Origin of the sequence: Paenimyroides baculatum (assembly GCF_008629655.1) — a bacterium.
Taxonomy (GTDB): Bacteria; Bacteroidota; Bacteroidia; order Flavobacteriales; family Flavobacteriaceae; genus Flavobacterium; species Flavobacterium baculatum.
Genome location: NZ_VWSG01000005.1, coordinates 1 through 26,344, shown reverse-complemented (window position 1 = coordinate 26,344; position 26,344 = coordinate 1). Strand labels below are relative to the sequence as shown.

Here is a 26,344-nt window from a genome sequence, read left to right as displayed (position 1 = left end):
TAATAATATCAAAGTTACAAACAATTTATCATTTAAGAGAATATGTGTTAAATTTGAATTTTAAAAAAGAATAGAATGAATAGCTGGAAAGAATTTATCGCTTTGGAATCATCAAAAGATTATTATCAAAAACTAAAACAAATCGTTGATAGTGATTATGAAAAGGAAACTATTTATCCGCCAAAAGAATATATTTTCAATGCATTTAAATATTGTCCGTTAGATAAAGTTAAGGTTATAATTCTGGGGCAGGATCCTTATCACGGACAAGGTCAGGCGCATGGTTTAAGTTTTTCTGTGAATAAAGGAATTGGTTTGCCGCCATCGTTACGTAATATTTATGGTGAACTGCAAACCGATATCAATTTCTCTAATCCAGGTCATGGCGATTTAACCGAATGGGCAAAACAAGGTGTTTTATTGTTGAATGATGTTTTAACTGTTAAAGCAGGGCAAGCAGCAAGCCATCAAAAATTGGGTTGGGAACAGTTTACAGAAAATGTAATTAGTTTTTTATCTAATGAGAAGGATGGTTTGGTTTTTATGCTGTGGGGAAATCACGCGTTTAAAAAAGGAAAAAATATCGACAGATTGAAACATTTGGTTTTAACAAGTGGACATCCGTCACCAATGAGTGCTAATCAGGGAAAATGGTTTGGTAACAAACATTTTTCGCAAGCTAATAATTATTTGATTCAGCATGGAAAAACGCCTATCAATTGGCAATTAAGCTTTTAATGATTTCTAAATTAGTTAAAACGCAAACAATAATGTTAAAAAGCAAATTTAACTTGGTAGCCTTTTATAATAAAAGTATATTTAATGAATAAAATTTGTTTTTGTTATAAAAAACAAAAATTTGTTTGTTGTTTACTTAAATTTAAAAGCTACCTGTTAATTCGGGTAGCTTTTGTTATTTTTACATAAAATACAATTAATATGTCTGGTAATTCAATTGGAAATAAATTTAAACTAACTACGTTTGGTGAATCGCACGGAGCGGCAATTGGTGGAATAATCGATGGATGCCCGTCTAATGTGGTGTTAGATTTAGATGCTGTTCAATTAGAATTAGATCGAAGAAAACCCGGACAGTCGAAATTAGTTACTCAAAGAAAAGAGGCTGATGAAGTTGTTTTTCTTTCGGGAATTTTTGAAGGAAAAACCTTGGGAACTCCAATTGCTTTTCAAATAAATAATACCAATTCAAAATCAGATGATTACGATTTGCTGAAAGATGCCTTTCGCCCAAGCCATGCAGATTTTGTGTATCAGCAAAAATACAAGCATCGCGATTATAGAGGAGGAGGAAGGAGTTCTGCCCGAGAAACCGCAGCCAGAGTTGTAGGCGGTGCAATTGCAAAGCAAATCATTAAGCCTGTAGAAATTATCGCGTATGTTTCTTCTGTTGGATCTATTTCTGTCAATAAAAAATATACTGAACTTAATTTATCTCTTACCGAAACCAATGATGTTCGCTGTCCCGATGTTGAAATTGCTCAGAAAATGGAACAACTTATTTTAGAAACCAAGAAAAAAGGCGATACCGTTGGCGGTGTTGTGACCTGTGTGATAAAAAATGTTCCGATTGGTTTGGGCGAACCTGTTTTCGATCGATTAGAGGCCAATCTGGCAAAAGCAATGTTGTCTATCAATGCGTGTAAAGGCTTTAGTTTTGGCAGTGGTTTTGAAGGCACAAAAATGTTTGGATCTCAACACAACGATTATTTTAATGAATACGGATCGACTAAAACCAATTTTTCAGGTGGAATTCAAGGTGGAATAAGCAATGGAATGGATATATATTTCGATGTTGCTTTTAAACCAGTCGCTACGCTGCTACAACCGCAAGAAATGTTAACCACTAATGGAACTTTGGAAGTTATTAAAGGTAAAGGCAGACACGATGCTTGTGTGCTACCGCGTGCCGTGCCCATTGTAGAAGCTATGGCTGCTTTAGTAATTGCCGATTTTATGGTTTAATCATTACATTCCATCAAAATTAAATGCCCATTTTCGTAAGTTATTTCAACCAAACCATCCGTTAAAACTTCATTACTGCTTCCGGGTTTAAATCCTAGAATTAATGAATCGTTTTGTAGTTCGTATTTCAAGTTTTTTGTCGAAATTCCATCAACAGTTCCAACAGGAATCAAGGATAAAATAGTTTCTTTTGGATACCATTTAATAAAATTCTTCTGTAAAGGGAAAATTCTAGAATAATCGTCGATCATTACTAATTTTATAATTTCCTGATATTTAATAAGATTTGTGATGTTTGTAAAGGTATGATCCATTCTTCTGCCGGTTGCCCAAACAATATTTGCCGCAGGTATTTTTCGGTCAATCAAATAATTAATTGCTTTGTCAATATCGTACGAATCCTGCTCTTCTAACTTCACAATTTCAATGGGATACTGTAAATTCTTGTAGTATTCGTAATCAAAATTTCGGTCAAAATCACCAATTAAAACATCAACTTTAATTCCTAATTCCAAAACGCGCGTAATGGCACTATCTAACACAATAACCAATGGGTTCCACTCCAATAATTGGTTGAGTAATTCCATAGAACATGCTTCGCCATTGGCAATTATTAATGCAGGTTCCTGATCGTCGCGTACAATATGGTGTGATGACATTTATTTGAAGTTTTAAAACCACTAAATTAAGATGTTTTCTTTATTTTAAAAGGATTTAATTATATTTGAAGAAAATTTAAATTCTTATACAATGGATTTACAACAAGAACAATGGTGGAGCGATTTTCAGAACGATGAAAACGCTATTTTATTAGATGTTCGTACAGAAGATGAAGTAAGCGAAGGTGCAATTCCAGGAGCAGTTCATCATGATTTTTATCAGGGACAGGATTTTTTAAGTGCTTTAGAAAATTTAGATAAATCGAAAAATTACTATGTTTATTGCCGTTCAGGAAACCGCAGCGGACAAACGTGTTTATTGATGAACCAATTGGGTTTTGAAAACACTTTTAACTTGGTTGGCGGAATGAACGAATGGGAAGGACCAACAGAATAATTAAGGCGAAAGCCTTTTTTTTATGTATTTTTTTAAGATTTTAAAATGGAATTAATCGATTTTATATTACATATTGACCAATATTTAGAGGTTTTCTTGCAAGATTATGGCGTTTGGGTTTATGCCATATTGTTTTTAATCATTTTTGTTGAAACAGGTTTGGTGGTAATGCCTTTTTTACCGGGCGATTCGCTATTATTTGCAACCGGAATGTTGGCAGCACAATTTCCTGAAAGCTTAAATGTTTGGTTGGTAATGATTTTACTTTTTATAGCAGCAGTTTTAGGCGATACCGTTAATTACTCTATTGGTAAACAAATTGGTATGCGAATCATCAACTTTAAAATATTGGGTAAACAGCCGGTTACTATTGAACACATTAATAAAACACATTCTTTTTACGAGAAGTACGGCAGTAAAACGATTGTTATTGCTCGGTTTGTACCAATTGTAAGAACCTTGGCTCCGTTTGTCGCTGGTATCGGCAGAATGAATTATAGCACCTTTTTAACTTATAATTTTATTGGCGGATTTATCTGGGTGTTCGGTATTACTTTTATAGGTTATCGTTTAGGAAATATTCCATTGATAAAAGACAACTTTTCAAAAGTAGTGTTGCTGATTATTTTGGTATCGGTTCTTCCGATTATCTATTCGGTTATTAAAGAAAAATTTAGTAATAAAAACAAAACGCTTTCGTAATGAAAGCGTTTTTTGTTTTATATCTTTAAATTATGATGCAGTGAAAACATCAATTGTTGATGTGATGTTTTTTGAAGCATCTGATTCATCCAACCAACTTGAATTCCTAATTTTTGATTGATTTTAAATCCTGCACCTAAATACAATCTATCTCTATCAAACACGTTTGTTTTTCTTGAAGTTTCATCGGTGTTTATAAAAAGTTCGTTATAAAAACTTGCATACAAACTCTGATTTTTTTCGGTATTCTGATAAATCGGAACATCCAATCCTAACTGATATCTGAACCTTGACTTAAAATCCTGATTTTCTATAAAGCGTTGTTCGAATCTGAAACGATGTTTTACAGTAGCGGTTGCAATTTTTTGGTTTGTAAGTACATCCTGAAAAATTCTGTTTTCAATAAAAGGCACATCGGGTTTTAAATATTGCTCTGTGTCAACAAAAGCATAACCTGTACCCAAAGTTAAATTATCAAACAACATATATTGGATAGAACTACGAATCAACAACTGGTTTAAATCTGAAAGTAATTCGTAATTTCGATATTGAACATCGTAATTGATATTCCATTTAGTATCTTCAATTTTCGCATTTCCGAAATACATATACCAACCACCTAATTTTGGATCTCCCTTTTTGGGATTGTTAGAAAAGCCTTTAAAATTAAAGAGAATAACTGCTAAAAATAAAACTGCTTTTTTCATAAGTGGAGGATTTACAATGATTATTGATTTATTTATTGAGAATGTGTTTTTAAATTACTTTTACTGGTTTCCAAGATAATTGCAAATTGTAAACCATACATTACTGCTGCTAAAACCAAATGTGCAGCCTGTGTACCAAACGGAAAGTGAATGTAGTACATCAATATTCCTGTAATGATTTCTAAAATCAGTAAAAGCATGATCCAGTTCATTTTAGTGTTGCCTAAATTAAGGCGTTTATTTCTTAAAAACAGGTAAAGGTTTACAAAAAATATCACAAAAGAAAAGGTTCTGTGAATGTAAAAAGTAACATCGGGATTTGCCAACCAAACCGAAACATCGGTAATTCCGCTTCTTGTTTGAACATCAATAAACTGACGAACCTGTGTTCCCAATCCAATTTGTATCAACGAAAAAAGCATCGCTACCCAAGTAAAAATATGAAAAACGGCGTCGTACTTGCCTACATATTTTTTGTTGATTCTTGCCAAATGAATCAGATAAATTAATGCGGCAACATTCAACAGTGCGGCAATCATGTGTGTGGTAATTTTTACCGGATTTAATACTGAAAAAACCACTGTTGCACCTAACCACGCGTTAAAAACTAATAAAACTAAAACAATTCCAGACCATAAAATTAAGTTAGCTTTTGTTTTAAAAAAGATATAAGATACAATAGAAAAAACAAATAAAATTAAGCAAGCAACTCCTGCTAAAGCACCACACAATCGGTTAATGTACTCAACCCAAGTGTGATAAGGGTTAAATTCGGCATAATCGTGTTTGGTGTATTCATTCCAATCACTCGGATTGTAAACATCTTTTGTAGTAAAACTGCTGTTTGCCACCCAAAGCGAATTATTTTTAATGATAACCTGCCCTTTGTTGTATTCGTGATTGGGTTTCCAAAGCAATTCTTCCACCTGGGTAGGCGGTATGTAGTAACCAAAACATTTAGGCCAGTCGGGACAACCCATGCCAGAACCTGTCATACGAACCGTGGCACCGGCAATAATTACCAAATAAATTAAAACAAGTGAAATTTTTGCCCAACGGATAAATGATTTGTTTTCCATGATTATAATTTTGGATTTACCGGTTTTAAACCTAAACGATCTGCTTTTTGCATCATAAAATGATACGCTTCTGTGTAATCATTCGCGATTTCGCCTTCTAAAATTGCTTCTTTAATGGCATCTTTAATTTGCCCGATTTCTCTTGAAGGTTTTAGATCGAAAATCTCCATAATTTCTTCACCTGTAATTGGTGGTTGAAAATTGCGTACATGATCGCGTTCTTCTACTTCGACAATTTTTTGGCGTACAATTTTAAAATTGTTATGATACTTTTTAAACTTCTTTTGATTTTTAGTAGTGATATCCGCTTCGCATAATGTCAGTAAATTTTCAACATCTTCACCCGCATCAAAAACCAATCTACGAACAGCAGAATCGGTTACCAAATCTTCAGAAATTACAATTGGTCGCGAACTCATTGCAACCATTTTTTGAACAAAACGCATTTTTTGATTTAACGGCATATGCAAACGTTCAAAAATTCGTTTTACCATTTTGCTTCCTAAAAACTCATGTCCATGAAACGTCCAACCGTTCTTTTTATTGAATTTTTTTGTAGGTGCTTTTCCAATATCGTGCAATAACGCAGACCAACGCAACCAAAGATCATCGGTTTTCGGACAAATATTATCAACAACTTCTAACGTATGGTAAAAATTGTTTTTGTGCGTGTGCCCTTCAACTTCTTCCACGTTGTTCAATGCCGTTAATTCAGGCAGAATCAAATCTAACAAACCGGTTTTGTATAAAAGCAAAAAGCCAACAGATGGTTTTTCGGTCAATAAAATCTTATTCAATTCTTCAACAATTCGTTCGCCCGAAATAATCTTTATGCGATCGGCGTTTTTAGTAATTGCATTTAACGAATCCTCTTCAATTGTAAAATTTAATTGAGTTGCAAAACGAATGGCACGCATCATGCGCAAAGGATCATCAGAATACGTAACATCAGGATCCAAAGGCGTTTTTATAATTTTATCGGTTAAAGCGGTCATTCCGTTAAAAGGATCAACCAAATCACCAAAATTTTCTTCGTTCAAAGAAAAAGCCATGGCATTTATAGTAAAATCACGTCGGTTTTGATCGTCTTGCAACGTTCCGTTTTCAACCAAAGGATTTCTGCTTTCATTTCGATACGATTCTTTTCGTGCCCCAACAAACTCAATATCAATATCGTTAAAACGCAACATGGCAGTGCCATAATTTTTAAAAACCTGTACTTTTGGGTGGTGCGGAATTAGTTCAGAAACCTTCAAAGCCAGATCAATACCGCTGCCAACAGCAACAATATCAATATCTTTTTTTGAACCGCGTTCTAAAATAAAATCGCGAACAAAACCACCAATCACGTAAGCTTCAACCTTTAATGCTTTTGCAGCCTGCGTTATAATTTTAAAAATAGGATCTTGTAGCGCTTCGTTATAATTGGATGATTGAATCATTATTTTCTTAAAATTTTTACTTGTGCATCGTTTGTAAGTTTAATTACGGTTGATGATTTTTTACAGATTTTTGTTTGATCTAATTTTACAACATAATCCACGCCGTTTATGATTTCCTGTGAGATTTCAGAAAATTGGGTAGGAGTAGGCTCGCCGCTTATGTTTGCTGATGTTGATACCAACGGACGTTTCATTCGTTCTACCAACTTATATACAAACGGAGCATTTACAATACGGATTCCCAATGAATTGTCTTCGGCAATCAGGTTTTTTGCCACATTTGTAGGTTGATCTAAAACTAATGTTGTTGGCTTTTCGGCACAATCTAAAATATCAAAAGCAACAGAAGGTATATTTTTAAATACATTGTAAAGCAAACGGTCGCCATTTACCAAAACAATCATGCTTTTGCTTTCTGCACGTTTTTTTAGATCATATATTTTTTTAACAGCTTCTTCATTTGTAGCATCGCAACCCAATCCCCAAACGGTATCGGTAGGATACAGAATAATTCCGCCATTTTTAATTACTTCAAAAGCTTCGTGAACTTCTTTATTAATATCTTCCATAAAAAGGAATTTGATTAGTTTGATTAAAACTGAATTTTCTCGCCTACATTCATACCAGAATTTTTAGCGAAAACACCACATAAATGGAATAATAAGCGTGCACCAACATTTCCGTCCCAATCATCGGATCCCGGAGCAACTTCGACTAAATCAATTCCAATAATTTTTTTGTCAGAATTTGACAATCTGCTTAATAAATAAGTTGCTTGTTCGTATGATAAACCGCCCGGAACCGGAGTTCCCGTGTTTGGACAATACCAACGATACAACGCATCAATATCAAAACTTACAGCTACATTTTCAGGTAATTGATTTAGAATTTCATCACATTGATCTTTCCATGTTTTTCCGCTGAATTGGTTCGCTTTTAAATCGGTATCGGTATAAACTTTTACTTTGTTCGAAGCTTTGATTACATTTACTTCGCCTTCACTGAAATCGCGAATACCAACCTGAACAATTTTTTCGATCTGTGGTAATTTTATGGCATTGTACATGATTGATGCGTGCGAATAAGTAAAACCTTCGTAAACTTCACGCAGATCCATGTGGGCATCAAAATGTAAAATACCAAAATTATCATTTTTAGTTGCCAATGCTTCGTAATAACCCATTGGTGTTGAATGATCGCCTCCCAAAAGAATTACTTTTTTGCCTTGATTCATCCAATAAAGTGTACGCTCTTTAACTTCTTGATTGAATTGAGCAGATGCTTTATTAATTTTATCTAAATCTGATTGAAGTTGAGGAAATGTTTCAATATTCTCTCCGTTTTCTAAAGCTTCAATAATAGGTTGCGCTAAATTTTTATATTTTTCGCTATTTGCGATCCATTGTTCCGGAGCTTCGTCCATATAAATTCCCAGTTTCCATAAATCAGGAAATTCCTGATGTAGTAAATCTACCTGAAAAGATGCGTTGAAAATAGCTTCCGGACCTTCGCTGGCACCACTTCCGTAGCTTACAGTAACTTCCCATGGAGCAGGTAAAATAATGATTTCACTTTCTTCTGCGTTAAAAGGTAATCCATAAATGGTGGCATCTGCCAAACCTGGTTGCGATGGATCGAAATTCTCTATTTTTTGTTGTTTTGATAACATACTTAATTCCACTGATTTTTAAAATGCAAATATAAAAAAAGCCAGCGTAAAGCCGGCTAAATATCTTAAGTTGTTTGGATACCTGTTTTTAAAATCTGACCAAAATCGTACATTTCTTCAAAAGTGGTGTACAAAGGCACCGGAGCCAAACGAATAACCGCCGGTTCGCGCCAATCGGTAACAACACCTTGTTTCATTAAATAGTGAAACAATTCTTTGCCTTCGCCATGTAAAACAACCGATAATTGCGATCCGCGTTCTGCTTGATTTTTAGGAGTAATGATTTCTAAATTTGTACCGGTTTCTTTAGCAGTTTCTTCAACAATAAACTCTAAATACGCTGTAATTAAATCGCGCTTTTTTATTAAAGCTTCCATACCAATTTCATCGAACATTTCAACCGAAGCCAAATACGGAGCCATTGCCAATACGCCTGTGCATGAACTTTGCCAGCCTAAAGCACCCTCGTTTGGAGTGTATTCTGGTTCCATTAAAAAGCGACGCTCTTTATTGTGACCGTACCATCCGCCAAAACGATTTAAATCTTTATTGGTATGATGTTTTTCATGAACGAAATATCCGGCAACACTTCCCGGACCAGCATTCATGTATTTATAACTGCACCAACATGCAAAATCAACATTCCACTCGTGTAATTTTAGTTCGATATTTCCCGCAGCATGCGCCAAATCCCAACCAACTTGTGCACCAACGGCGTGTCCGGCTTTTGTGATATTTTCCATATCTAAAACCTGACCGGTGTAATAGTTAATTCCGCCAATTAAAACCAACGCTAATTCATCGCCAACTTCATTAATCTTTGCAATAATATCTTCGTTACGTAAATTGTGTTCGCCTTCTCTGCGTTTCACTTCCACAATTACATCTTTTGGATCTAAACCATGAAATTTAACCTGCGTTTGAAACATATATTGATCACTAGGAAAGGCTTTTTCTTCGCAGATAATTTTAAATCGGCTAGAAGTAGGGTTGTAAAAAGAAACCATCATCATGTGCAAATTAACGGTTAACGTATTCATTACCGAAACTTCGCTTGGTTTTGCACCGACAATTTTTGACAAAGGATTTGAAAAACGTTCGTGATAATCCCACCAAGGTTTTTCAGCGTAAAAATGACCTTCAACTGCCAAATTTGCCCAATCGTTCATTACATCATCTACATACTTTTTAGCTCGTTTTGGCATTAATCCCAACGAATTTCCTGTGAAATAGATTGTTTTTTTACCGTTTACTTTAGGAAATTCAAATTCTGACTGGTATTTTTTTAATTGATCTTGCGCATCTAGTGACTGTGCAAATTCTCTTGTATTTTGAAAGTTCATTTAGTTTTATTTTTGAAGGCTAAATTTAATTATAAAATATGTGTTGAACAAAGAGTTTTAGATAGAAAATATAGATTATGGAAATTATTCTTCATCGTCATCTTCCGGTTTGGGACCGTCTTTATCGATATCTTCATTTAGAAAAGGAACATAAATTCGTTCGCTTTTTATAACAATAATCATAGAGAGAACGGCATGCAGAAAAATACACGTCAGCAGGAAAATAATTCGTCCTTTACCAAAAATATCGTTGTTAAAAATGGCTTCGTAATGATAAGCAATAAAACAATATCCTACAAAAATCAGGGTGTTTAATGTAATAACACGAAAAAACTTTTTTCGGTTAGACAACACAATGATTGTAACCAAAAAACACAGCATAGAGATTGCAATAACGACTAATATTCCTTGTAAAAATGTCATATTAAAAATTCTAATGTAAATATCGGTATTTTTGTAGAACTAAAGCAAAAATCCGACCAAATTTGGTCGGATTTTGTTTTAAAATATATGTTATTTATTTTCCTGCAGCGATTAAATTTAATGCAGAACCTGCTTTAAACCATTCTATCTGGCTATCATTATAGGTATGATTTGCCATAATGATATCTTTAGATCCATCTTTATGAACAAACTCCAATGTTAACTGTTTACCCGGAGCAAATTCGGTTAAATCTAAAAAGTTGATGGTATCATCTTCTTGAATTTTATCGTAATCTGCTTCGTTGGCAAAAGTCAATCCTAACATACCTTGTTTTTTAAGGTTTGTTTCGTGAATACGGGCAAACGATTTTACCAATACCGCTTTCACACCTAAATGACGTGGTTCCATTGCAGCGTGCTCACGAGAAGATCCCTCACCGTAATTTTGATCACCTACTACAATAGAAGGAATATTCGCTGCTTTATATGCACGCTGAACCGCTGGAACTTCGGCATATTCTCCTGTCAGTTGGTTTTTAACGCTGTTTGTTTTATTGTTAAAAGCATTTTCGGCACCAATTAGCATATTGTTTGAAATATTATCTAAATGTCCGCGGAAACGCAACCATGGTCCCGCCATAGAAATATGGTCGGTAGTACATTTACCGAATGCTTTAATTAACAATTTTGCACCCGTAATATTTTGACCATCCCAAGGTTGGAAAGGTTCTAACAACTGTAAACGAGAAGAATCTGGCGATACGATTACCTGTACGCTTGATCCGTTTTCAGCCGGAGCTTGGAAACCAGGATCTTCAACTTCGAAACCTTTTGTTGGTAATTCATCTCCAAACGGAGGTTTGAACATGACTTCTTCGCCATTATCGTTCAATAATTTATCGGTGATGGGGTTGAAGTCCAATCGACCTGAAATTGCCAATGCAGCTACCATTTCCGGTGAAGTTACAAAGGCATGTGTATTTGGATTTCCATCGGCACGTTTAGAGAAATTTCGGTTGAATGAGTGAACAATGGTATTTTTCTCACCTTTATCTGCTCCTTCACGATCCCATTGACCAATACAAGGTCCGCACGCATTTGTGAATACTTTTGTTCCCATTTTTTCGAAAACAGCAATAATTCCGTCTCGTTCAATAGTGTATCGAATTTGTTCTGAACCAGGATTGATTCCGAATTCTGCTTTTGGTGTGATACCTAATTCTACTGCCTGATTAACGATTGATACCGCTCTTGACATATCTTCGTAAGAAGAGTTGGTACAAGATCCGATTAATCCCCATTCTACTTTAATTGGCCAATCGTTTTTAGCAACTTCTTCTTTCATTTTAGAAACCGGCGTTCCTCTGTCTGGCGTAAAAGGACCGTTGATGTATGGTTCTAATTCCGTTAAATTAATTTCGATCAATTCATCAAAATATTGTTCAGGATTTGCGTAAACTTCAGCATCGGCAGTTAAATAATCGGCAACTTTATCGGCTGCTTCAACCACATCTGCACGACCGGTAGCGGTTAAATATCTTCTCATGGAATCATCGTACCCAAAAGTTGAAGTTGTTGCACCAATTTCGGCACCCATGTTACAAATAGTTCCTTTACCTGTACAAGAAATTGAAGTTGCACCTTCGCCAAAATATTCAACAATAGCGCCGGTTCCGCCTTTAACAGTTAAAATATCTGCAACTCTTAAAATAACATCTTTTGGAGCTGTCCAACCGTTTAATTTTCCTGTTAATTTAACTCCGATTAATTTTGGAAACTTCAATTCCCAAGACATTCCCGACATTACATCAACCGCATCGGCACCACCAACACCAATTGCCAACATACCCAACCCACCTGCGTTTACGGTGTGTGAATCGGTACCAATCATCAATCCTCCTGGAAAAGCATAATTTTCCAATACAATTTGATGAATGATTCCTGAACCCGGTTTCCAAAATCCGATACCATATCTGTTAGAAACAGATGAAAGGAAATCGAAAACTTCTTTAGATTGTGTGTTTGCAACTGCCAAATCTTTTTCGGCACCTACTTTTGCAAGAATCAAGTGATCGCAATGTACCGTTGTAGGTACGGCTACGCTTTCTTTACCGGCATGCATAAACTGTAATAATGCCATTTGTGCAGTTGCATCTTGGCAAGCCACGCGGTCTGGAGCAAAATCTACATAATCTTTTGCACGTTGAAATTTAGTGGTAGGAGTACCTTCCCATAAATGTGCATATAAAATTTTTTCTGAAAGTGTTAGCGGACGTCCAACCAATTCACGTGCTTTATCAACACGAGCCGGCATGGTATCGTACACTTTTCTAATCATATCAATATCAAAAGCCATAATACTGTTTTATTTATTTCATTTTTAATTCAACAAAAAACATTATACAATTTACTGATTTTTTTACTGAATTGTTTTTAGTAAATGTTAAGAACACCTAATTTAAAATGATTCTAACAAAGGGGATTTTCTGATTGGAAAATCATTTATAATGAAACGTAGAATTGACTTTTAAACCGGTTTGCGGCAGTGATGGTAGCGGTTAGCCCGCAGTGAGCCTTTGACGGTTTACGAAATTTAAGGCGAACGAGGACTATTAGCGAACAGCACGGTGCTTTAGCAGCCGCCCAAATTATAAAACAAAAAACGAGGTAATCTTTAAAGGTTACCTCGTTTTAATTTTATTATAAAATTATCTTATAATTTAGTTGATACAGGCGCAAACTTTGTTAAGTTTATGCCTTGTACCGCCATTTTGTATTCTTCGATGTTTGGAATGCGACCTAAAATTGCAGAAAGTACCACAACCGGAGTAGAAGCTAATAAAGATTCTCCTTTTTTGCCATCGCGGTCTTCTACCACACGACCTTGGAATAAACGCGTTGAAGTTGCCATAACGGTATCTCCTTTTTCTGCTTTTTCCTGGTTACCCATACACAAGTTACAGCCCGGACGCTCTAAATACATAATGTTTTCGTATTCTGTACGTGCGTTTGCTTTAGGTAAAGCATCTGAAAATTCGAAACCAGAGTATTTTTGTAAATGTTCCCAATCGCCTTCGGTTTTTAACTCGTCGATAATGTTGTAAGTTGGTGCAGCAACAACCAATGGCGCGTTGAATTTTACTTCTCCGTTTTGTTTTTCGATGTTTTTCAACATTTGCGAAACAATTTTTAAATCGTCTTTATGCACCATACAAGATCCTACGAAACCAAGATCTACTTTTTTATCGCCACCATAGAAAGAAAGTTCTCTAATGGTATCGTGAGTATATCGTTTAGAAACGTCGTCGTTATTTACATCTGGATCGGCAATCATTGGTTCGTCGATAATATCCAAATCAATAACCACTTCAGCATAGTATTTAGCAGTCGCATCCGGAGTTAAAGCAGGTTTTTCGCCTGATCTGATTTCTTCGATACGTTTGTTAGCCTTATCGATTAATCCTTGAAGCACCTGATTTTTGTTTTCCATACCCTTATCAATCATGATTTGGATACGGTTTTTAGCGATTTCTAACGATTGAATCAACGTTTCGTCTTGAGAAATACAGATAGATGCTTTCGCTTTCATTTCTGCAGTCCAATCGGTAAATGTAAACGCTTGATCAGCTAATAAAGTTCCGATATGAACCTCGATAATTCTACCTTGGAAAACGTTTTCGCCACCAAACTGCTGTAACATTTGCGATTGTGTTGCATGAACCACATCACGGAAATCCATGTGTTCTTTCATACTTCCTTTAAATGTAACTTTTACAGATTCTGGAATTGGCATAGAAGCTTCACCAGTTGCCAAAGCCAATGCTACCGTACCAGAATCGGCACCGAAAGCAACACCTTTAGACATACGTGTGTGTGAGTCACCACCAATAATAATCGCCCATTCGTCGATTGTAATATCATTTAACACTTTGTGAATTACATCGGTCATTGAATGATATTCTCCTTTAGGATCACGAGCAGTAATTAATCCGAAATCGTTCATGAATTTCATTAATTTCGGGATATTTGCCTGCGCTTTTTTATCCCAAACAGAAGCCGTGTGACAGCCCGATTGGTAAGCACCATCAACCGTTGGAGAAATAACTGTAGCAGCCATTGCTTCCAACTCTTGAGCCGTCATTAAACCTGTTGTATCTTGCGAACCAACAATGTTTACTTTAACACGAACGTCTGATCCTGCGTGTAAAACTTTGCCCGGAGTAACGCCAACCGCATTTTTGTTGAAGATTTTTTCAACAGCAGTTAAACCTTGTCCTTCTTTAGTGATTTCTTTTGCCGGAGCAAATACTGTTGGAGCTTGAATTCCTAAAGTTTGAGCAGCAAATGTTTGGATTTTTTTACCAAAAACAATTGCGTAAGATCCACCCGCTTTAATAAATTCCATTTTTTGTGGAGTTAAAGCTTTAGAAATATCAATTAACTGTTGATCTCCGTTATATAATTTCTTTTCTTTTGTATTGATTGTAAGAACCGTACCTGTTGCAACAGAGTAAACTTCTTCTAAAATTGGTTCGTCTTTTTCGTTACGAACAACATTTCCGTTCGCATCTACTTTTTTCTTCCAGTTTTGTAAATCGATACCAATTCCACCAGTAACATCAACCGTAGTTAAGAAGATAGGAGAGATGCCGTTAGTTCCACCAACAATTGGAGCAATGTTTACAAAAGGAATGTAAGGGCTGGCTTGTTTTCCTGTCCATAATGCCACGTTGTTTACACCTGACATACGAGAAGAACCAACACCCATTGTACCTTTTTCTGCAATAAGCATCACACTTTTATCTGGGTGCTGTGCTTGTAATGCCTGAATTTCTGCCTGTGCTTCAGGAGTAATCATACATTTACCATGCAATTCACGGTCTGAACGTGAGTGTGCCTGATTACCCGGAGAAAGTAAATCGGTAGAAATATCACCTTCGCCGGCAATAAATGTTACAATTTTAATTTCTTCTGGTGCTTCTGGTAATTTTGTAAAAAATTCTGCTTTTGCATAACTTTCCAAAATATCTTTTGCAACGTTGTTACCGCTGTCATAAGCATCTTTTAAACGTTTTGTATCTGCATCGTACAAATAAACCTGCGTTTTAAGAACTTCGGCAGCATTTTTAGCGATTGTAATATCGTTACCCAAAGCTAAATCAAGAAGTACTTTAATTGATGGTCCGCCTTTCATGTGCGATAACAATTCAAACGCATACGTAGGAGTAATTTCTGCAACTACTGATTCGCCAAGAATAATTTCCTTTAAAAATTCAGACTTAACGCCGGCAGCACTTGTTGTTCCAGGCAATGTGTTATAAATAAACATTTTTAAAGAATTTTCTCTTTCAATGTTGTTTACATCTTTAATTTGTGTGATGATTTCGCTTAATAAATCAGCGCCGTCAATAGGTTTTGGATGAAGCCCCTGACTTTTTCTTTCTTCGATTTCGTTTAGGTAATCCTGATATAGGTTCATAATATTATTTTGAATATTTCAGGCAAATACTGAAAAATCAATACTGCCGTTTTGCTTAATTGTGTTTAGTTATTTTAACTTTCTTTAAAGTATTGGTGCAAAATTACAAAAAGGAATTCATATTTAAAAATTTTTAATAAAATGATGAATTAAAGGAATTATTATTTATAATTATTCTATTTTGGCTTTTATAATTCAATAAATTATGAAAGTGTATTGTGAATAGTTGAAAAAATAATCTTTTTTTTATTATTTAGATATGTTTATATCCATAAAACTGATAAATAAGCAAAAAGCTCTTCAATTGAAGAGCTTTTTATGTTTTAATTTTTTAACCAATTGCTTTTAAAAGTACATTTCTGATAATCTTCGTTGATGTATATATAAGTATCATCTACTGTTTCTGAAATCCACTTTCCTATTACTTCGTTTTGTTTAGATTTTAATGCTACACCACGTATTTTCATGTAATCGTTAGAAAAATCGGCAGCATGTTGTGGAATTTTATTTGTAACCTGTACAATTTGGTATTGCTGTTTGTTTGAAGCATCGTTAACCAATGTTGTAGCAGAAATTTCGCCCACTTTTAAGTTTGATATCATTGAATACAAAACTCTGTCTTCCATCTTATTTAACTCAAAGCGTGTTTCTCCAGTACGGTCTGTTAAAATACCACCACTTTGTTTGGTATCTTTTTGTTGTGAGTATTGACGAGCAGCATCGCTAAAAGTAATTTCTTTATTTAAAATACGGATTCGCAAATCGTCTAAATCTTTTTTGGCTTTATCTAATGCTTCCTGCGATGGTTTTGGCGACATTACAATATGTCGGAGTTCCAGATTTTTACCTACAATTTTTTCTAACTGTATAATGTGGTATCCATATTCGGTTTCGAAAGGTTTCGAAATTTCTCCTTCCTTTAATGAAAACGCCACATCTTTAAACTCTTTTACAAACTGTGTTTTTTTATCTACATTGTAAAAACCACCGGTTTGCAAAGATGCTTTGTCTTCTGAATACATATATACTTTACCTGCAAATGAAGATCCGTCTAAAACATCTTGTCGAATTTCGTTCAATTTGTCAATAACCGCCTGGCGTTCTTCTTTTGTAATAAGAGGTTTCATTACAATTTCTGCCAACTCCAATTCATCGCCAACTATTGGAAGTGAATCTTTTGGAATTTTGTTATAAAACTGACGAATTTCTTCTGGTGTAATACTTACTTCTTTAATCAATTTTTCCTGCATACGCGAAGCCAGTTCATTTTCTTTCATAATATCAAAGAAATATTCTCTGAACTCTTCGTAGCTTTTTTTGTTGTAGTATTTCACCACATTATCAACAGATCCTGCTTGTTCAACCATACGGTCGATTTGCGAATCCATTCTCGAATTTATTTCTTCGTCTAAAATAACGATACTGTCTTGTATCGCCTGGTGCGAGAATAATCTGTTTTCCAATAAAGTACCTAAAATTTCGCAACGAGTATATTTAGAAGTATCATAACCGGTTGCTTTAGCCTGAATAAAGGCATTATCGATATCAGAATCTAACACCACATAATTACCAACAACGCCAACAATACCGTCGATACGTTTTTTTGTTGATTCTTGTGCGTGTACGTTCACAAAACCAATAACAGCTAAAACTGTTAGCAAGGTATTTTTAAGAAATAATTTCATATTTGTTTATTAAATTTTACAAATCGCAACAAAGATACATAGCTACGGCAAACTTTTATATTTTTTTAATTTTAATTAAGACTTTTTTTGTTGTATTTGGTTTTTAGCTGATCTAATACCTGTTGATTTACCTTTATTTCGGCTTTGTTGATCAGTTCTTCATTGTATTGATTTTCGAATTGATTTTGATAATCTGATAAAACCTGACTTTTAACTTCATCATAAGTTGGCTGATGCTCGTCTTTTTTATCGCGAATGTAAAAAACGTAATAATTGTTGTTGTACTTAACCACGTTTTTACCAAGCGAATTAAAATCTAAATTTTCAGGCAAACGCTTATCATTCATATAAAATCGACCTTGGTATTTATAAACCATCGGAAAATCGGATTCTTTTACTTTGTGATTGTTTTTTAGTAGTTTATGATACGTTTTAGCATCAGATTTATTATTGAAAACATACACTTCACCAATAAAATTAGCATGTTGCAGGTATTTAGCCTTATTGTTTTCGTAATAATTTTGTTGTGCAATGGTGTCTTTTGCGCTTTCGTTCCAAATGTTTTGCTCCAATAAATCAAACAAAATCAAACCTTCTTTGTATTCATGTAAATTATGAGCAAATTCAGGAAAATTGGTTTCCAATTCATTGTTGTAAGCTTCCTTTAATTTTCTTAACGAATAAAAATCAAAAGCCTTTTTAATTAAAAGTTCGTCGGTTTTTACCGCAGCATATTGTTTTGGAAACGAATAAACATGATCTAAAACATTTTTTGCAGTTATTTTTTTGTCGGAATATTCTGCCAGAACCATTTCGGTTTTAGGATTGCTTTCAACAGCCGGCTGATTCATTAATTCCTCACGGTTTAGCAACGCAACGGTTTCTGCAATATTCTTTTCGTTGGTTTTAAAATGATACATTTCTTTTAAATGAACTATCAGATCTTTCTCTAAAATTTTTGAACGGCTGTCTGATTTTATTCTACGAAGAAAATTATCTTTCAATTCCTCTTTTGTAGGCTTGTCTTTAATATTTGTTACCGCCAAAATGTGCCATCCGTACTGACTTAAAAAGGGTTTTGAGTAAGCGTCTTTAAAATTAAGATCGTACAAAACATCAGATGCACCGTTTATGTTTAACGAACCTTCATTATAAATTCCCAAATCGCCGCCTTTATCACGCGTATGAATATCTTGGGAAAAATGAAAAGCAACATCGTAAAAAGTATCGCCAACTTCTAAACGTTTGTAAATATCGCTGATTTTCTTTTTGGCTTCCGCATCGTTTTTATCTTTGGTTTCAACTAAAATGTGGGCAATGTTTTTAATTTTCGATGTTGGTCTTTTATGATACACCTTTATCAAATGATATCCGAAATTAGATCGAACCGGCATAGATATTTCTCCAATATTTGTATTGTAAGCACCACTTTCAAACGGATAAACCATTTTAAAAACGCTGAAATATCCTAAATTTCCGTTGTTGGTTTTGGCACTTAAATCGTCAGAATATTTAACGGCAGCATTTTCAAATGCTAATCCTTTTAAAATTTCATTTCTAACATCAATCGCTTTGTTGTAGGCTTTCAAGGTATCGACAGGCTGTGCAAATTCATCAACATTAATTAAAATATGCGATGCTTTTACTTCGTAATCTGCACGATTCAACGCCTCGTTCACCAAACGATCTAATTCTTTTTCGTTTATAAAGTATTTTTCAGCCAATTCACTTCTATAAACCTTAAATTCCTGTTCAATTTTCGGCGATTTATCAATGCCTAAAGCATACGCATTCTGCAATTTAAGCTTGTATATCTTGTAAAGTTTAAAATAAGTATCAATATCTTTCTGCGATTCGTCGGCAATGATATCAATATTCTTATTGTACAATCGCTCAAAATCGGCAACATTATAAATACTGTCGTTTATGGTAACCAGAACATCGGTTGGTTTTTGCGCAAAAGCTGTGATTGATAAATTAAGCAGTAAAAAATTTAAAGTTACTTTTATAAGTTTCATTACAATTTTGGTTGATTTCACAAAGTTAAACTTTTTTGCGAGAGATCATAAAACGATTAGAAAAACCACCGCCCTATTTGTTTTAAAATACACTTTAATATACTATTTTTGCAAACCTAATTACAGAGTAATGAGTTTTAAAGACGAAATATTAAAAAGAAGAACCTTTGCGGTTATTGCGCATCCCGATGCCGGTAAAACAACCTTAACAGAAAAACTGCTTTTATTTGGTGGTGCAATTCAGGAAGCCGGTGCTGTAAAAAGCAATAAAATTAAGAAAGGAGCAACATCCGATTTTATGGAAATTGAACGTCAGCGTGGAATTTCGGTGGCAACTTCGGTTCTGGCTTTTAATTATAAAGAGAAAAAAGTTAATATTTTAGATACACCCGGACATAAAGATTTTGCCGAAGATACCTTTAGAACACTTACTGCGGTTGATTCTGTTATTGTGGTAATCGACGTTGCAAAAGGGGTAGAGGAGCAAACCGAAAAGCTGGTTGAAGTTTGTAGAATGCGCAACATACCTATGATTGTGTTTATAAACAAGTTAGACCGTGAAGGTAAAGATGCTTTCGATTTGTTAGATGAAGTTGAACAAAAATTAGGGTTAAAAGTTACGCCTTTGTCGTTCCCAATTGGTATGGGGTATGATTTTCAGGGGATTTACAATATTTGGGAAAAGAATATAAACCTGTTTTCTGAAGACAGCCGTAAAAATATCGACGATGTAATTACGATTGATAATTTAGAAGACGAGGCATTGGATAAATTGGTTGGCGATAAACCTGCCAATAAATTACGTGAAGAATTGGAACTGGTTGCAGAAGTGTATCCTGAATTTAACCGTGAAGATTATATTAATGGCGATTTACAGCCGGTTTTCTTTGGATCAGCATTAAATAATTTTGGAGTTCGCGAATTGTTAGATTGTTTTATTGAAATTGCTCCTTCGCCACGTGCAAAAGATTCTGACACCAGAACAGTACAGCCCGATGAAAATAAATTTGCAGGTTTCGTGTTTAAAATCCACGCAAATATGGATCCTAAACATCGTGATCGTTTGGCGTTTATTAAGATAGTTTCGGGAACTTTTGAACGAAACAAACCTTATACGCATGTACGTTTAGGTAAGAATTTGAAATTTTCTAGTCCGAATGCGTTTTTTGCAGAAAAGAAAGAAATTGTTGATATTTCGTATGCAGGTGATATTGTTGGTTTGCACGATACCGGAAATTTTAAAATTGGCGATACGCTAACAGAAGGTGAATTGATGAATTTCCGTGGGATACCATCGTTTTCTCCAGAACATTTCCGTTACATTAACAATGCCGATCCAATGAAATCGAAACAATTGGAAAAAGGAATTGATCAGTTAATGGACGAAGGTGTTGCGCAGTTATTTACCTTAGAATTAAACGGAAGAAAAGTTATTGGAACGGTTGGTGCATTACAGTACGAAGTTATTCAGTACCGTTTAGAACACGAATACGGAGCAAAATGTACTTACGAACCTTTTGCAGCCTTTAAAGCATGTTGGGTGCGACCTGAAGATTCTAAAAACGAAGAATTTGCAGAATTTAAACGAGTAAAACAACGCTTTTTAGCAAAGGATAAATCGGGACAATTGGTTTTCTTGGCAGATTCTGATTTTTCAATTCAAATGACGCAAAGTAAATATCCTACCGTAAAATTAGACTACGTTTCAGAACGAATTTTATAATAGCAAAAGCGAATGAGTTTAGAATCATTCGCTTTTTTATTTCTAATTTAATCTTACAAGTTGTACTTTGTAGGTTTAAAAATTATCAAAAACTAATGTGCTATTTCTTAATTCTGTTCCCCTTAAACATTAAATGTTTGTCAATCTTGGGATCTTCGGATAATTGATAAATAAATATAGAGTCATTACTCCTAAATATTTCAACAGGTTTATATGTTCTGTTTTTACTTTTATATGTTAAATTCGTAATTTTTGTTTTCTTATCAAAATAATCAGTAACTATCAATATTTTTTCTCCAAGTTTTGTAAAATCTATCGAATGTATAGTTAGTTTATACCCTTCAGTATTATTACTATATATCTCATTATTATATGTAAACTTTCTCGTACTTATGTTCTGATTTCTAATTTGATAAAAATTCGTATTAGGATCAGATAATAAATATTGCAGATGAAAATCTTCATTATCAATTGATGGATTTAAATACCAATAAATAAATATTCCAATTATTAATATAAATGGTAAGACTAATATATATTTTAGCCCCGATTTTTCTTTCATAAGAATTTAGTTTTTCAAATTCTTTTTTCTTTTACGAAGATAGTAAAACACTAAAGCTGCAATCAGCAATAATGGCCAAATATATAGCAATCCTAAAAAGAAACCAGGCATCCAGCTTACACCACCTTTTACCGAATTCCACATTTTAGAGCCATAGGATACTGTTACGCCAGTTTCGGTTGTCTGTTTGTAAAAAGTTATTTCAAGTGTACTCATAGACACTCTGTTTTGTAAGTAATTCAGCTGACCTTGTTTCGATTCTATTTCTTCTCTGATAAGAACTAATTCTTTTTCAATTTCTAAAATTTCAGAAATTTTATTAGCCTTTTTCAATAGTTCCAAATAACGACTTTCTAATTCCTTTTTCGCTTTTAATCGCGCTTCCAAATCAATATACTGTTCCGTTACATCTTCAGAAGAAATTTCTTTTTGATCGAAATACGGCACTCCGGTAGTTATCTCTTTTAAAATATTTTCGAAATTTTCATTTGAAACTCGAACAACAATATTTCGGGTTATGGAATTATAATCTTTTCCTTCATTATCAGTCTGAATCTGTGCTTTGTATTTCTTTACAGCAGTGTAAATTTTATCGGCAGTTTTTTCAAAATCAGTAGTTTCAAATCTAAGCTTAGCATTTTTAACTATTTTTTGTTCCGAAGTAGTTGATGATTCTGATGAATTGGCAGAAGAAACGGCTTTGTCTGATTCTGTTGCGGGTAACTCAACTTCAGTTACTGACACATTAGCCTCTGATTTTTCTGCTTTTTTGCAAGAAGTCAATGTAAACGCTAAACAAGCAAATAAAATATATTTTTTCATAAGTAGAATTTTAGATTTTAAATATATTATTTTTCTTAATTATTAACACTTAAAATTTCAATTATCTTTGATGATAAAAAACAATGTATAAAATTATATTTGCCATTTGTATACTATTTTCACTACTATCTTGTAATAAGTCAAAGCAAGAAACAGCCGTTGATACTAACAAGTCTAAAGATAGTATAAAAGTTTACGGACAAACCGTTGACAATGAAACACGTTGTATACATTATCATTCGCAATTAGATATTATTGCTATAAAATTTAAGTGTTGTAAAAAATATTATCCTTGTTACGAATGTCATCAAGAAGCCGAAATACACAAACCACAAGTTTGGAGTGTAGCCGAGCAAGATCAAAAAGTAATTCTTTGTGGTGTTTGTAAACACGAATTAACTATAAAAGAATATTTAAACAGCGGTAATAAATGTACTTCTTGTAAATCTAATTTTAATCCAGGTTGTAGTTTACACTATCATTTGTATTTTGAAAAAGAATAAAATCAACCTATTAGGTTGATTTTTTATACCTTCAAACTACTTTCAAACGGAACACGGTGAATCAAACTTCTACCTAAAGTAACTTCGTCGGCATATTGCAGTTCGTCACCAACGGCAATTCCACGCGCAATGGTCGATGTAATAATTTCGTAATCTTTAATCTGTTTGTAAATATAAAAATTAGTCGTATCACCTTCCATAGTAGAACTCAACGCAAAAATAATTTCGGTAACTCCACCATTTTTTACTTTATCAATCAAAGGTAAAATATTCAACTGACTAGGACCAACGCCATCAATCGGAGAAATCTTTCCACCTAAAACATGATAAATTCCTTTGTAAAGCTGCGTGTTTTCTAATGCCATAACATCGCGAACATCTTCCACCACACAAATTATCGAATGATCGCGCGACGGTTTCTCGCAGATTTCGCACAAATTAGTGTCCGATATCGCGTAACAGCTCCTGCAGTATTTAATTTCGTTTCGCAACAAATCCAACGCAGTCGTTAATCCGGTAGTTTGCTCAATTGGTTGGCGTAGTAAATGCAAAACCAGGCGTAATGCCGTACGTTTACCAATTCCGGGCAACTGCGCCATTTCGTTCACTGCGTTTTCTAATAATTTCGAAGGAAAATCCATTCTGCAAAATTAATACATTTTAGTTGAAAATTAAATGCTGCTTTTTAATACAGCTACAATAAAATATTTATTTTTGAGAAAATTTTAAGAAATGACTCCCATTGTAATTTTAACCATATTAATCATTTATTTCGGAATCTTAATTGGTATTTCGCATTTTGTAAGCCGTAAAGACAGTAGTAATGCAGCTTTTTTCTCGGCAAATAAAAACTCAAAATGGTATTTGGTAGCATTCGGAATGATTGGTACGGCACTTTCGGGCGTAACGTTCATTTCTGTTCCGGGCGAAGTCGGTGCGCCAAGTGGTGAACAATTTAAGTATTTTCAGTTTGTTTTGGGAAATGCAGTTGGGTTCATTGTCACGGCAACCGTTTTGCTACCTTTATATTATCGATTGAATTTGGTTTCGATCTACGAATATTTCGAAAAACGATTGGGATTTTACAGCTATAAAACCGCCGCCGCCATATTTTTAATCAGTAGAACCATTGGTTCGGCTTTTCGATTGTATTTGGTAGTCATTGTTTTTCAGCGATTTGTGTTCGATACTTTCGGAATTCCATTTGCAGTCACCGGATTAATTTCACTCGCATTAATTTACGCATATACCTATAAATCAGGATTAAAAGCGATTATTATTACCGATACCTTGCAGACCTTTTTCTTGATAAGCTCGGTTATTCTGACTATTATTTTTATTTGTTACAGTTTAGATCTAAATGCAATTGAAGCTTTTGAAACCGTGAAAAACAGCAGTTACAGTAAAATTTTCTTTTGGGAAGATTTTGTTGATAGTCGTTTCCATTTTATTAAGCAGTTTTTAGGCGGAATGTTTGTAACTATTGCAATGACGGGGTTGGATCAAGATTTAATGCAGAAAAATTTAAGTTGTGCAAATATTAAAGATGCGCAGAAAAACATGTTCACTTTTACAGGGATTTTTGTTTTGATTAATATCTTTTTCTTGGGTGTTGGTGCGTTACTTTATATTTATGCCGATGCAAACGGAGTTTCAGTTCCTACAGATTTAATTACCGGAAAGCCCAGAACCGATTTACTTTTTCCTGAAATTGCGTTTCATCATTTGGCATTAGTCCCTGCAATTGTCTTTTTATTAGGTTTGATCGCTGCTACTTTTGCTACAACCGATTCTGCTTTAACGGCTTTGACAACTTCTTTTTGTATTGATTTTTTAGGGATGGATAAACCCGAGAATGTTCACAAACCTAAAAATGTAATGGTTCGAAAAATAGTCCATTTAATTTTCTGTCTGATTATGTTCGCGGTTATTGTAATCTTTAATATAATAAACGATGCATCTGTAGTAAGTATGATTTTCAAAATAGCTTCATATACTTACGGACCACTATTGGGATTATTCACTTTCGGAATGTTTTTTAAATCTCGAAAAGTTCACGATAAATTAGTGCCTTTTATCTGTTTAGTTTCGCCATTTATAACATTATATATAAGTAACAATTCTAAAACTTTATTCAGCGGATACGTTTTCGATAACGAATTAATAATCGTAAATGGATTAATTACTGTGATATTACTACTGTCTATAAGCTTTAAACAAAAAACCGAACTTAATTAAGTTCGGTTTTTTTAATATTTATTAATACTTAAAAGTACCAAAGTGCAGGCCTCTTCATATTCAATACCTGCATTTTTAAGTTTTTCTTGAAGTTCTCTGTTTTCGGTTCCGGGATTAAAAATTACACGTCTTGGATTCAGACCCAAAATATAATCGTAAAAAGGCTTTTGGTTTGTCGGATTCAAATAAAGTGTAATTGTGTCAATATCCGTATAAGGTTTTAGATCTTTTGTAATAGGTATGCCGTTAATTTCACCCTCACGGTTTCCAAAAGCCTTAACTTTATGATTGTAATTTAATAATTTTCTTACAGCCATGTTAGAATAACGTTGCACATTTTCCGATGCTCCCATAACTAATGTATAATCTTCCATCTTCTTTTTTTTCTTTACAAGTTACGATTTTTAAAATGAATTCGCAATGTGTTTTCTACGATAAATGATATATTTCAAGTGATACAACTGTTTTTAACTGTTAAAATTATTTTATAACCACTTAACAATAAAGTAACTAAAAAATAACTTAAAAAAAAGGTTAGGAATAATTAGGATAGCATAAAAAAGGGGTGGTATATTTGCACCGTTGAAAAACAGAAACGTTCTTAAAAAGATTTGAAAACACAGATAAATTTATAAAAAATAAATTTGGAATTGATATAAAAAAGGTTGTAGCTTTGCAATCCGTTTCAGAAACGAAACAGGCGGCGAAAGTTCTTTAAAAATCAGGTTTAAATTTATAAATAATAAATTTGTGAGAATTAAAAAGAAGTTTTACTTTTGCAACCGCATTGAGATACAAGTGAAGAAAAGAAGACAAGTTCATAGACATATTGGATTAACAGAAAAATAAAGAGTAAGAGCTTTTAGGAAACTAAAAGGTCTTAAACGCAACATCAAAAATATAAAAAACA

Annotated in this window: 23 protein-coding genes; 7 read left to right on the top strand and 16 right to left on the bottom strand. The window is 34.0% G+C overall.

The window, feature by feature from the left end:
• Positions 1–75 precede the first annotated feature (75 nt).
• Entirely contained in the window at positions 76–738 is a 663-nt protein-coding gene (gene ung / locus F0460_RS07740; RefSeq protein ID WP_150011932.1) for a uracil-DNA glycosylase, read from the top strand.
• Positions 739–939: 201 nt separating this feature from the next.
• Positions 940–1,983, top strand: a complete 1,044-nt coding sequence (gene aroC / locus F0460_RS07735) for a chorismate synthase (RefSeq protein ID WP_150011930.1) — start codon at positions 940–942, stop codon at positions 1,981–1,983.
• Here aroC and F0460_RS07730 read toward each other — a convergent pair.
• A complete protein-coding gene (locus tag F0460_RS07730; protein ID WP_150011928.1) occupies positions 1,980–2,642 on the bottom strand; it encodes a thiamine diphosphokinase in 663 nt (220 codons plus the stop codon). The two genes, aroC and F0460_RS07730, sit on opposite strands and share 4 nt — an antisense overlap.
• Positions 2,643–2,733: 91 nt before the next feature.
• On the opposite strand from F0460_RS07730, the gene F0460_RS07725 reads away from it, so the two are divergent.
• Positions 2,734–3,039, top strand: coding sequence for a rhodanese-like domain-containing protein (locus tag F0460_RS07725; protein WP_150011926.1), 306 nt, complete (start codon positions 2,734–2,736; stop codon positions 3,037–3,039).
• Positions 3,040–3,084: 45 nt separating this feature from the next.
• On the top strand, positions 3,085–3,741 hold the full coding sequence (locus F0460_RS07720) for a DedA family protein (protein ID WP_150011924.1): 657 nt from the start codon (positions 3,085–3,087) through the stop codon (positions 3,739–3,741).
• Between the two features lie 17 nt (positions 3,742–3,758).
• On the opposite strand, the gene F0460_RS07715 is transcribed toward F0460_RS07720, so the two are convergent.
• The 11 genes from F0460_RS07715 to F0460_RS07665 form a co-directional block, all read right to left on the bottom strand.
• Positions 3,759–4,448 carry a DUF2490 domain-containing protein gene (locus F0460_RS07715; RefSeq protein ID WP_150011922.1) on the bottom strand — a complete coding sequence of 230 codons (690 nt, stop codon included), beginning with the start codon at positions 4,446–4,448 and terminating at the stop codon, positions 3,759–3,761.
• A 32-nt stretch (positions 4,449–4,480) separates the two neighbouring features.
• Positions 4,481–5,527: a COX15/CtaA family protein gene (locus tag F0460_RS07710; protein ID WP_150011920.1), complete on the bottom strand. Its 1,047-nt coding sequence runs from the start codon at positions 5,525–5,527 to the stop codon at positions 4,481–4,483.
• A gap of 2 nt (positions 5,528–5,529) precedes the next feature.
• Positions 5,530–6,969 (bottom strand): CCA tRNA nucleotidyltransferase, encoded by a 1,440-nt coding sequence (locus F0460_RS07705; protein WP_150011918.1) that lies wholly within the window; start codon positions 6,967–6,969, stop codon positions 5,530–5,532.
• Positions 6,969–7,538, bottom strand: coding sequence for an L-threonylcarbamoyladenylate synthase (locus F0460_RS07700; protein WP_150011916.1), 570 nt, complete (start codon positions 7,536–7,538; stop codon positions 6,969–6,971). Before F0460_RS07700 ends, F0460_RS07705 begins: the two co-directional genes overlap by 1 nt.
• 23 nt (positions 7,539–7,561) lie before the next feature.
• Positions 7,562–8,638, bottom strand: coding sequence for an agmatinase family protein (locus tag F0460_RS07695; protein ID WP_150012328.1), 1,077 nt, complete (start codon positions 8,636–8,638; stop codon positions 7,562–7,564).
• Between the two features lie 65 nt (positions 8,639–8,703).
• The gene (gene kynU, locus F0460_RS07690) at positions 8,704–9,981 is read right to left on the bottom strand and encodes a kynureninase (RefSeq protein WP_150011914.1); all 1,278 of its coding nucleotides are present in this window, start codon (positions 9,979–9,981) and stop codon (positions 8,704–8,706) included.
• A gap of 84 nt (positions 9,982–10,065) precedes the next feature.
• The gene (locus tag F0460_RS07685) at positions 10,066–10,404 is read right to left on the bottom strand and encodes a hypothetical protein (RefSeq protein WP_150011912.1); all 339 of its coding nucleotides are present in this window, start codon (positions 10,402–10,404) and stop codon (positions 10,066–10,068) included.
• 94 nt (positions 10,405–10,498) lie between these two features.
• Positions 10,499–12,760: an aconitate hydratase gene (locus F0460_RS07680; RefSeq protein WP_150011910.1), complete on the bottom strand. Its 2,262-nt coding sequence runs from the start codon at positions 12,758–12,760 to the stop codon at positions 10,499–10,501.
• Positions 12,761–13,117: 357 nt separating this feature from the next.
• Entirely contained in the window at positions 13,118–15,883 is a 2,766-nt protein-coding gene (locus F0460_RS07675; RefSeq protein WP_150011908.1) for a bifunctional aconitate hydratase 2/2-methylisocitrate dehydratase, read from the bottom strand.
• A 323-nt stretch (positions 15,884–16,206) separates the two neighbouring features.
• Positions 16,207–17,568: a peptidylprolyl isomerase gene (locus F0460_RS07670; RefSeq protein WP_150011906.1), complete on the bottom strand. Its 1,362-nt coding sequence runs from the start codon at positions 17,566–17,568 to the stop codon at positions 16,207–16,209.
• 71 nt (positions 17,569–17,639) lie between these two features.
• Complete coding sequence (locus tag F0460_RS07665; RefSeq protein ID WP_150011904.1) at positions 17,640–19,607, bottom strand: peptidylprolyl isomerase; 1,968 nt, start codon at positions 19,605–19,607, stop codon at positions 17,640–17,642.
• Between the two features lie 109 nt (positions 19,608–19,716).
• On the opposite strand from F0460_RS07665, the gene F0460_RS07660 reads away from it, so the two are divergent.
• Positions 19,717–21,309, top strand: coding sequence for a peptide chain release factor 3 (locus F0460_RS07660; protein WP_150011902.1), 1,593 nt, complete (start codon positions 19,717–19,719; stop codon positions 21,307–21,309).
• Between the two features lie 100 nt (positions 21,310–21,409).
• Here F0460_RS07660 and F0460_RS07655 read toward each other — a convergent pair whose 3' ends face one another.
• A complete protein-coding gene (locus F0460_RS07655) occupies positions 21,410–21,871 on the bottom strand; it encodes a hypothetical protein (protein ID WP_150011900.1) in 462 nt (153 codons plus the stop codon).
• Positions 21,872–21,877: 6 nt separating this feature from the next.
• Positions 21,878–22,693, bottom strand: a complete 816-nt coding sequence (locus tag F0460_RS07650; RefSeq protein ID WP_150011898.1) for a DUF4349 domain-containing protein — start codon at positions 22,691–22,693, stop codon at positions 21,878–21,880.
• Between the two features lie 83 nt (positions 22,694–22,776).
• Between F0460_RS07650 and F0460_RS07645 the strand changes: the two genes are divergently transcribed.
• Positions 22,777–23,196: a CHY zinc finger protein gene (locus F0460_RS07645; RefSeq protein ID WP_150011896.1), complete on the top strand. Its 420-nt coding sequence runs from the start codon at positions 22,777–22,779 to the stop codon at positions 23,194–23,196.
• A gap of 23 nt (positions 23,197–23,219) precedes the next feature.
• Here the strand turns inward: F0460_RS07645 and recR are convergent, their stop codons facing one another.
• A complete protein-coding gene (recR, locus tag F0460_RS07640; protein ID WP_150011894.1) occupies positions 23,220–23,837 on the bottom strand; it encodes a recombination mediator RecR in 618 nt (205 codons plus the stop codon).
• Positions 23,838–23,928: 91 nt separating this feature from the next.
• Here recR and F0460_RS07635 point away from each other — a divergent pair, with 91 nt between their 5' ends.
• Positions 23,929–25,434 (top strand): sodium:solute symporter, encoded by a 1,506-nt coding sequence (locus F0460_RS07635; protein ID WP_150011892.1) that lies wholly within the window; start codon positions 23,929–23,931, stop codon positions 25,432–25,434.
• An 11-nt stretch (positions 25,435–25,445) separates the two neighbouring features.
• On the opposite strand, the gene F0460_RS07630 is transcribed toward F0460_RS07635, so the two are convergent.
• Positions 25,446–25,808: a CoA-binding protein gene (locus tag F0460_RS07630; protein WP_150011890.1), complete on the bottom strand. Its 363-nt coding sequence runs from the start codon at positions 25,806–25,808 to the stop codon at positions 25,446–25,448.
• Between the last annotated feature and the right edge of the window lie 536 nt (positions 25,809–26,344).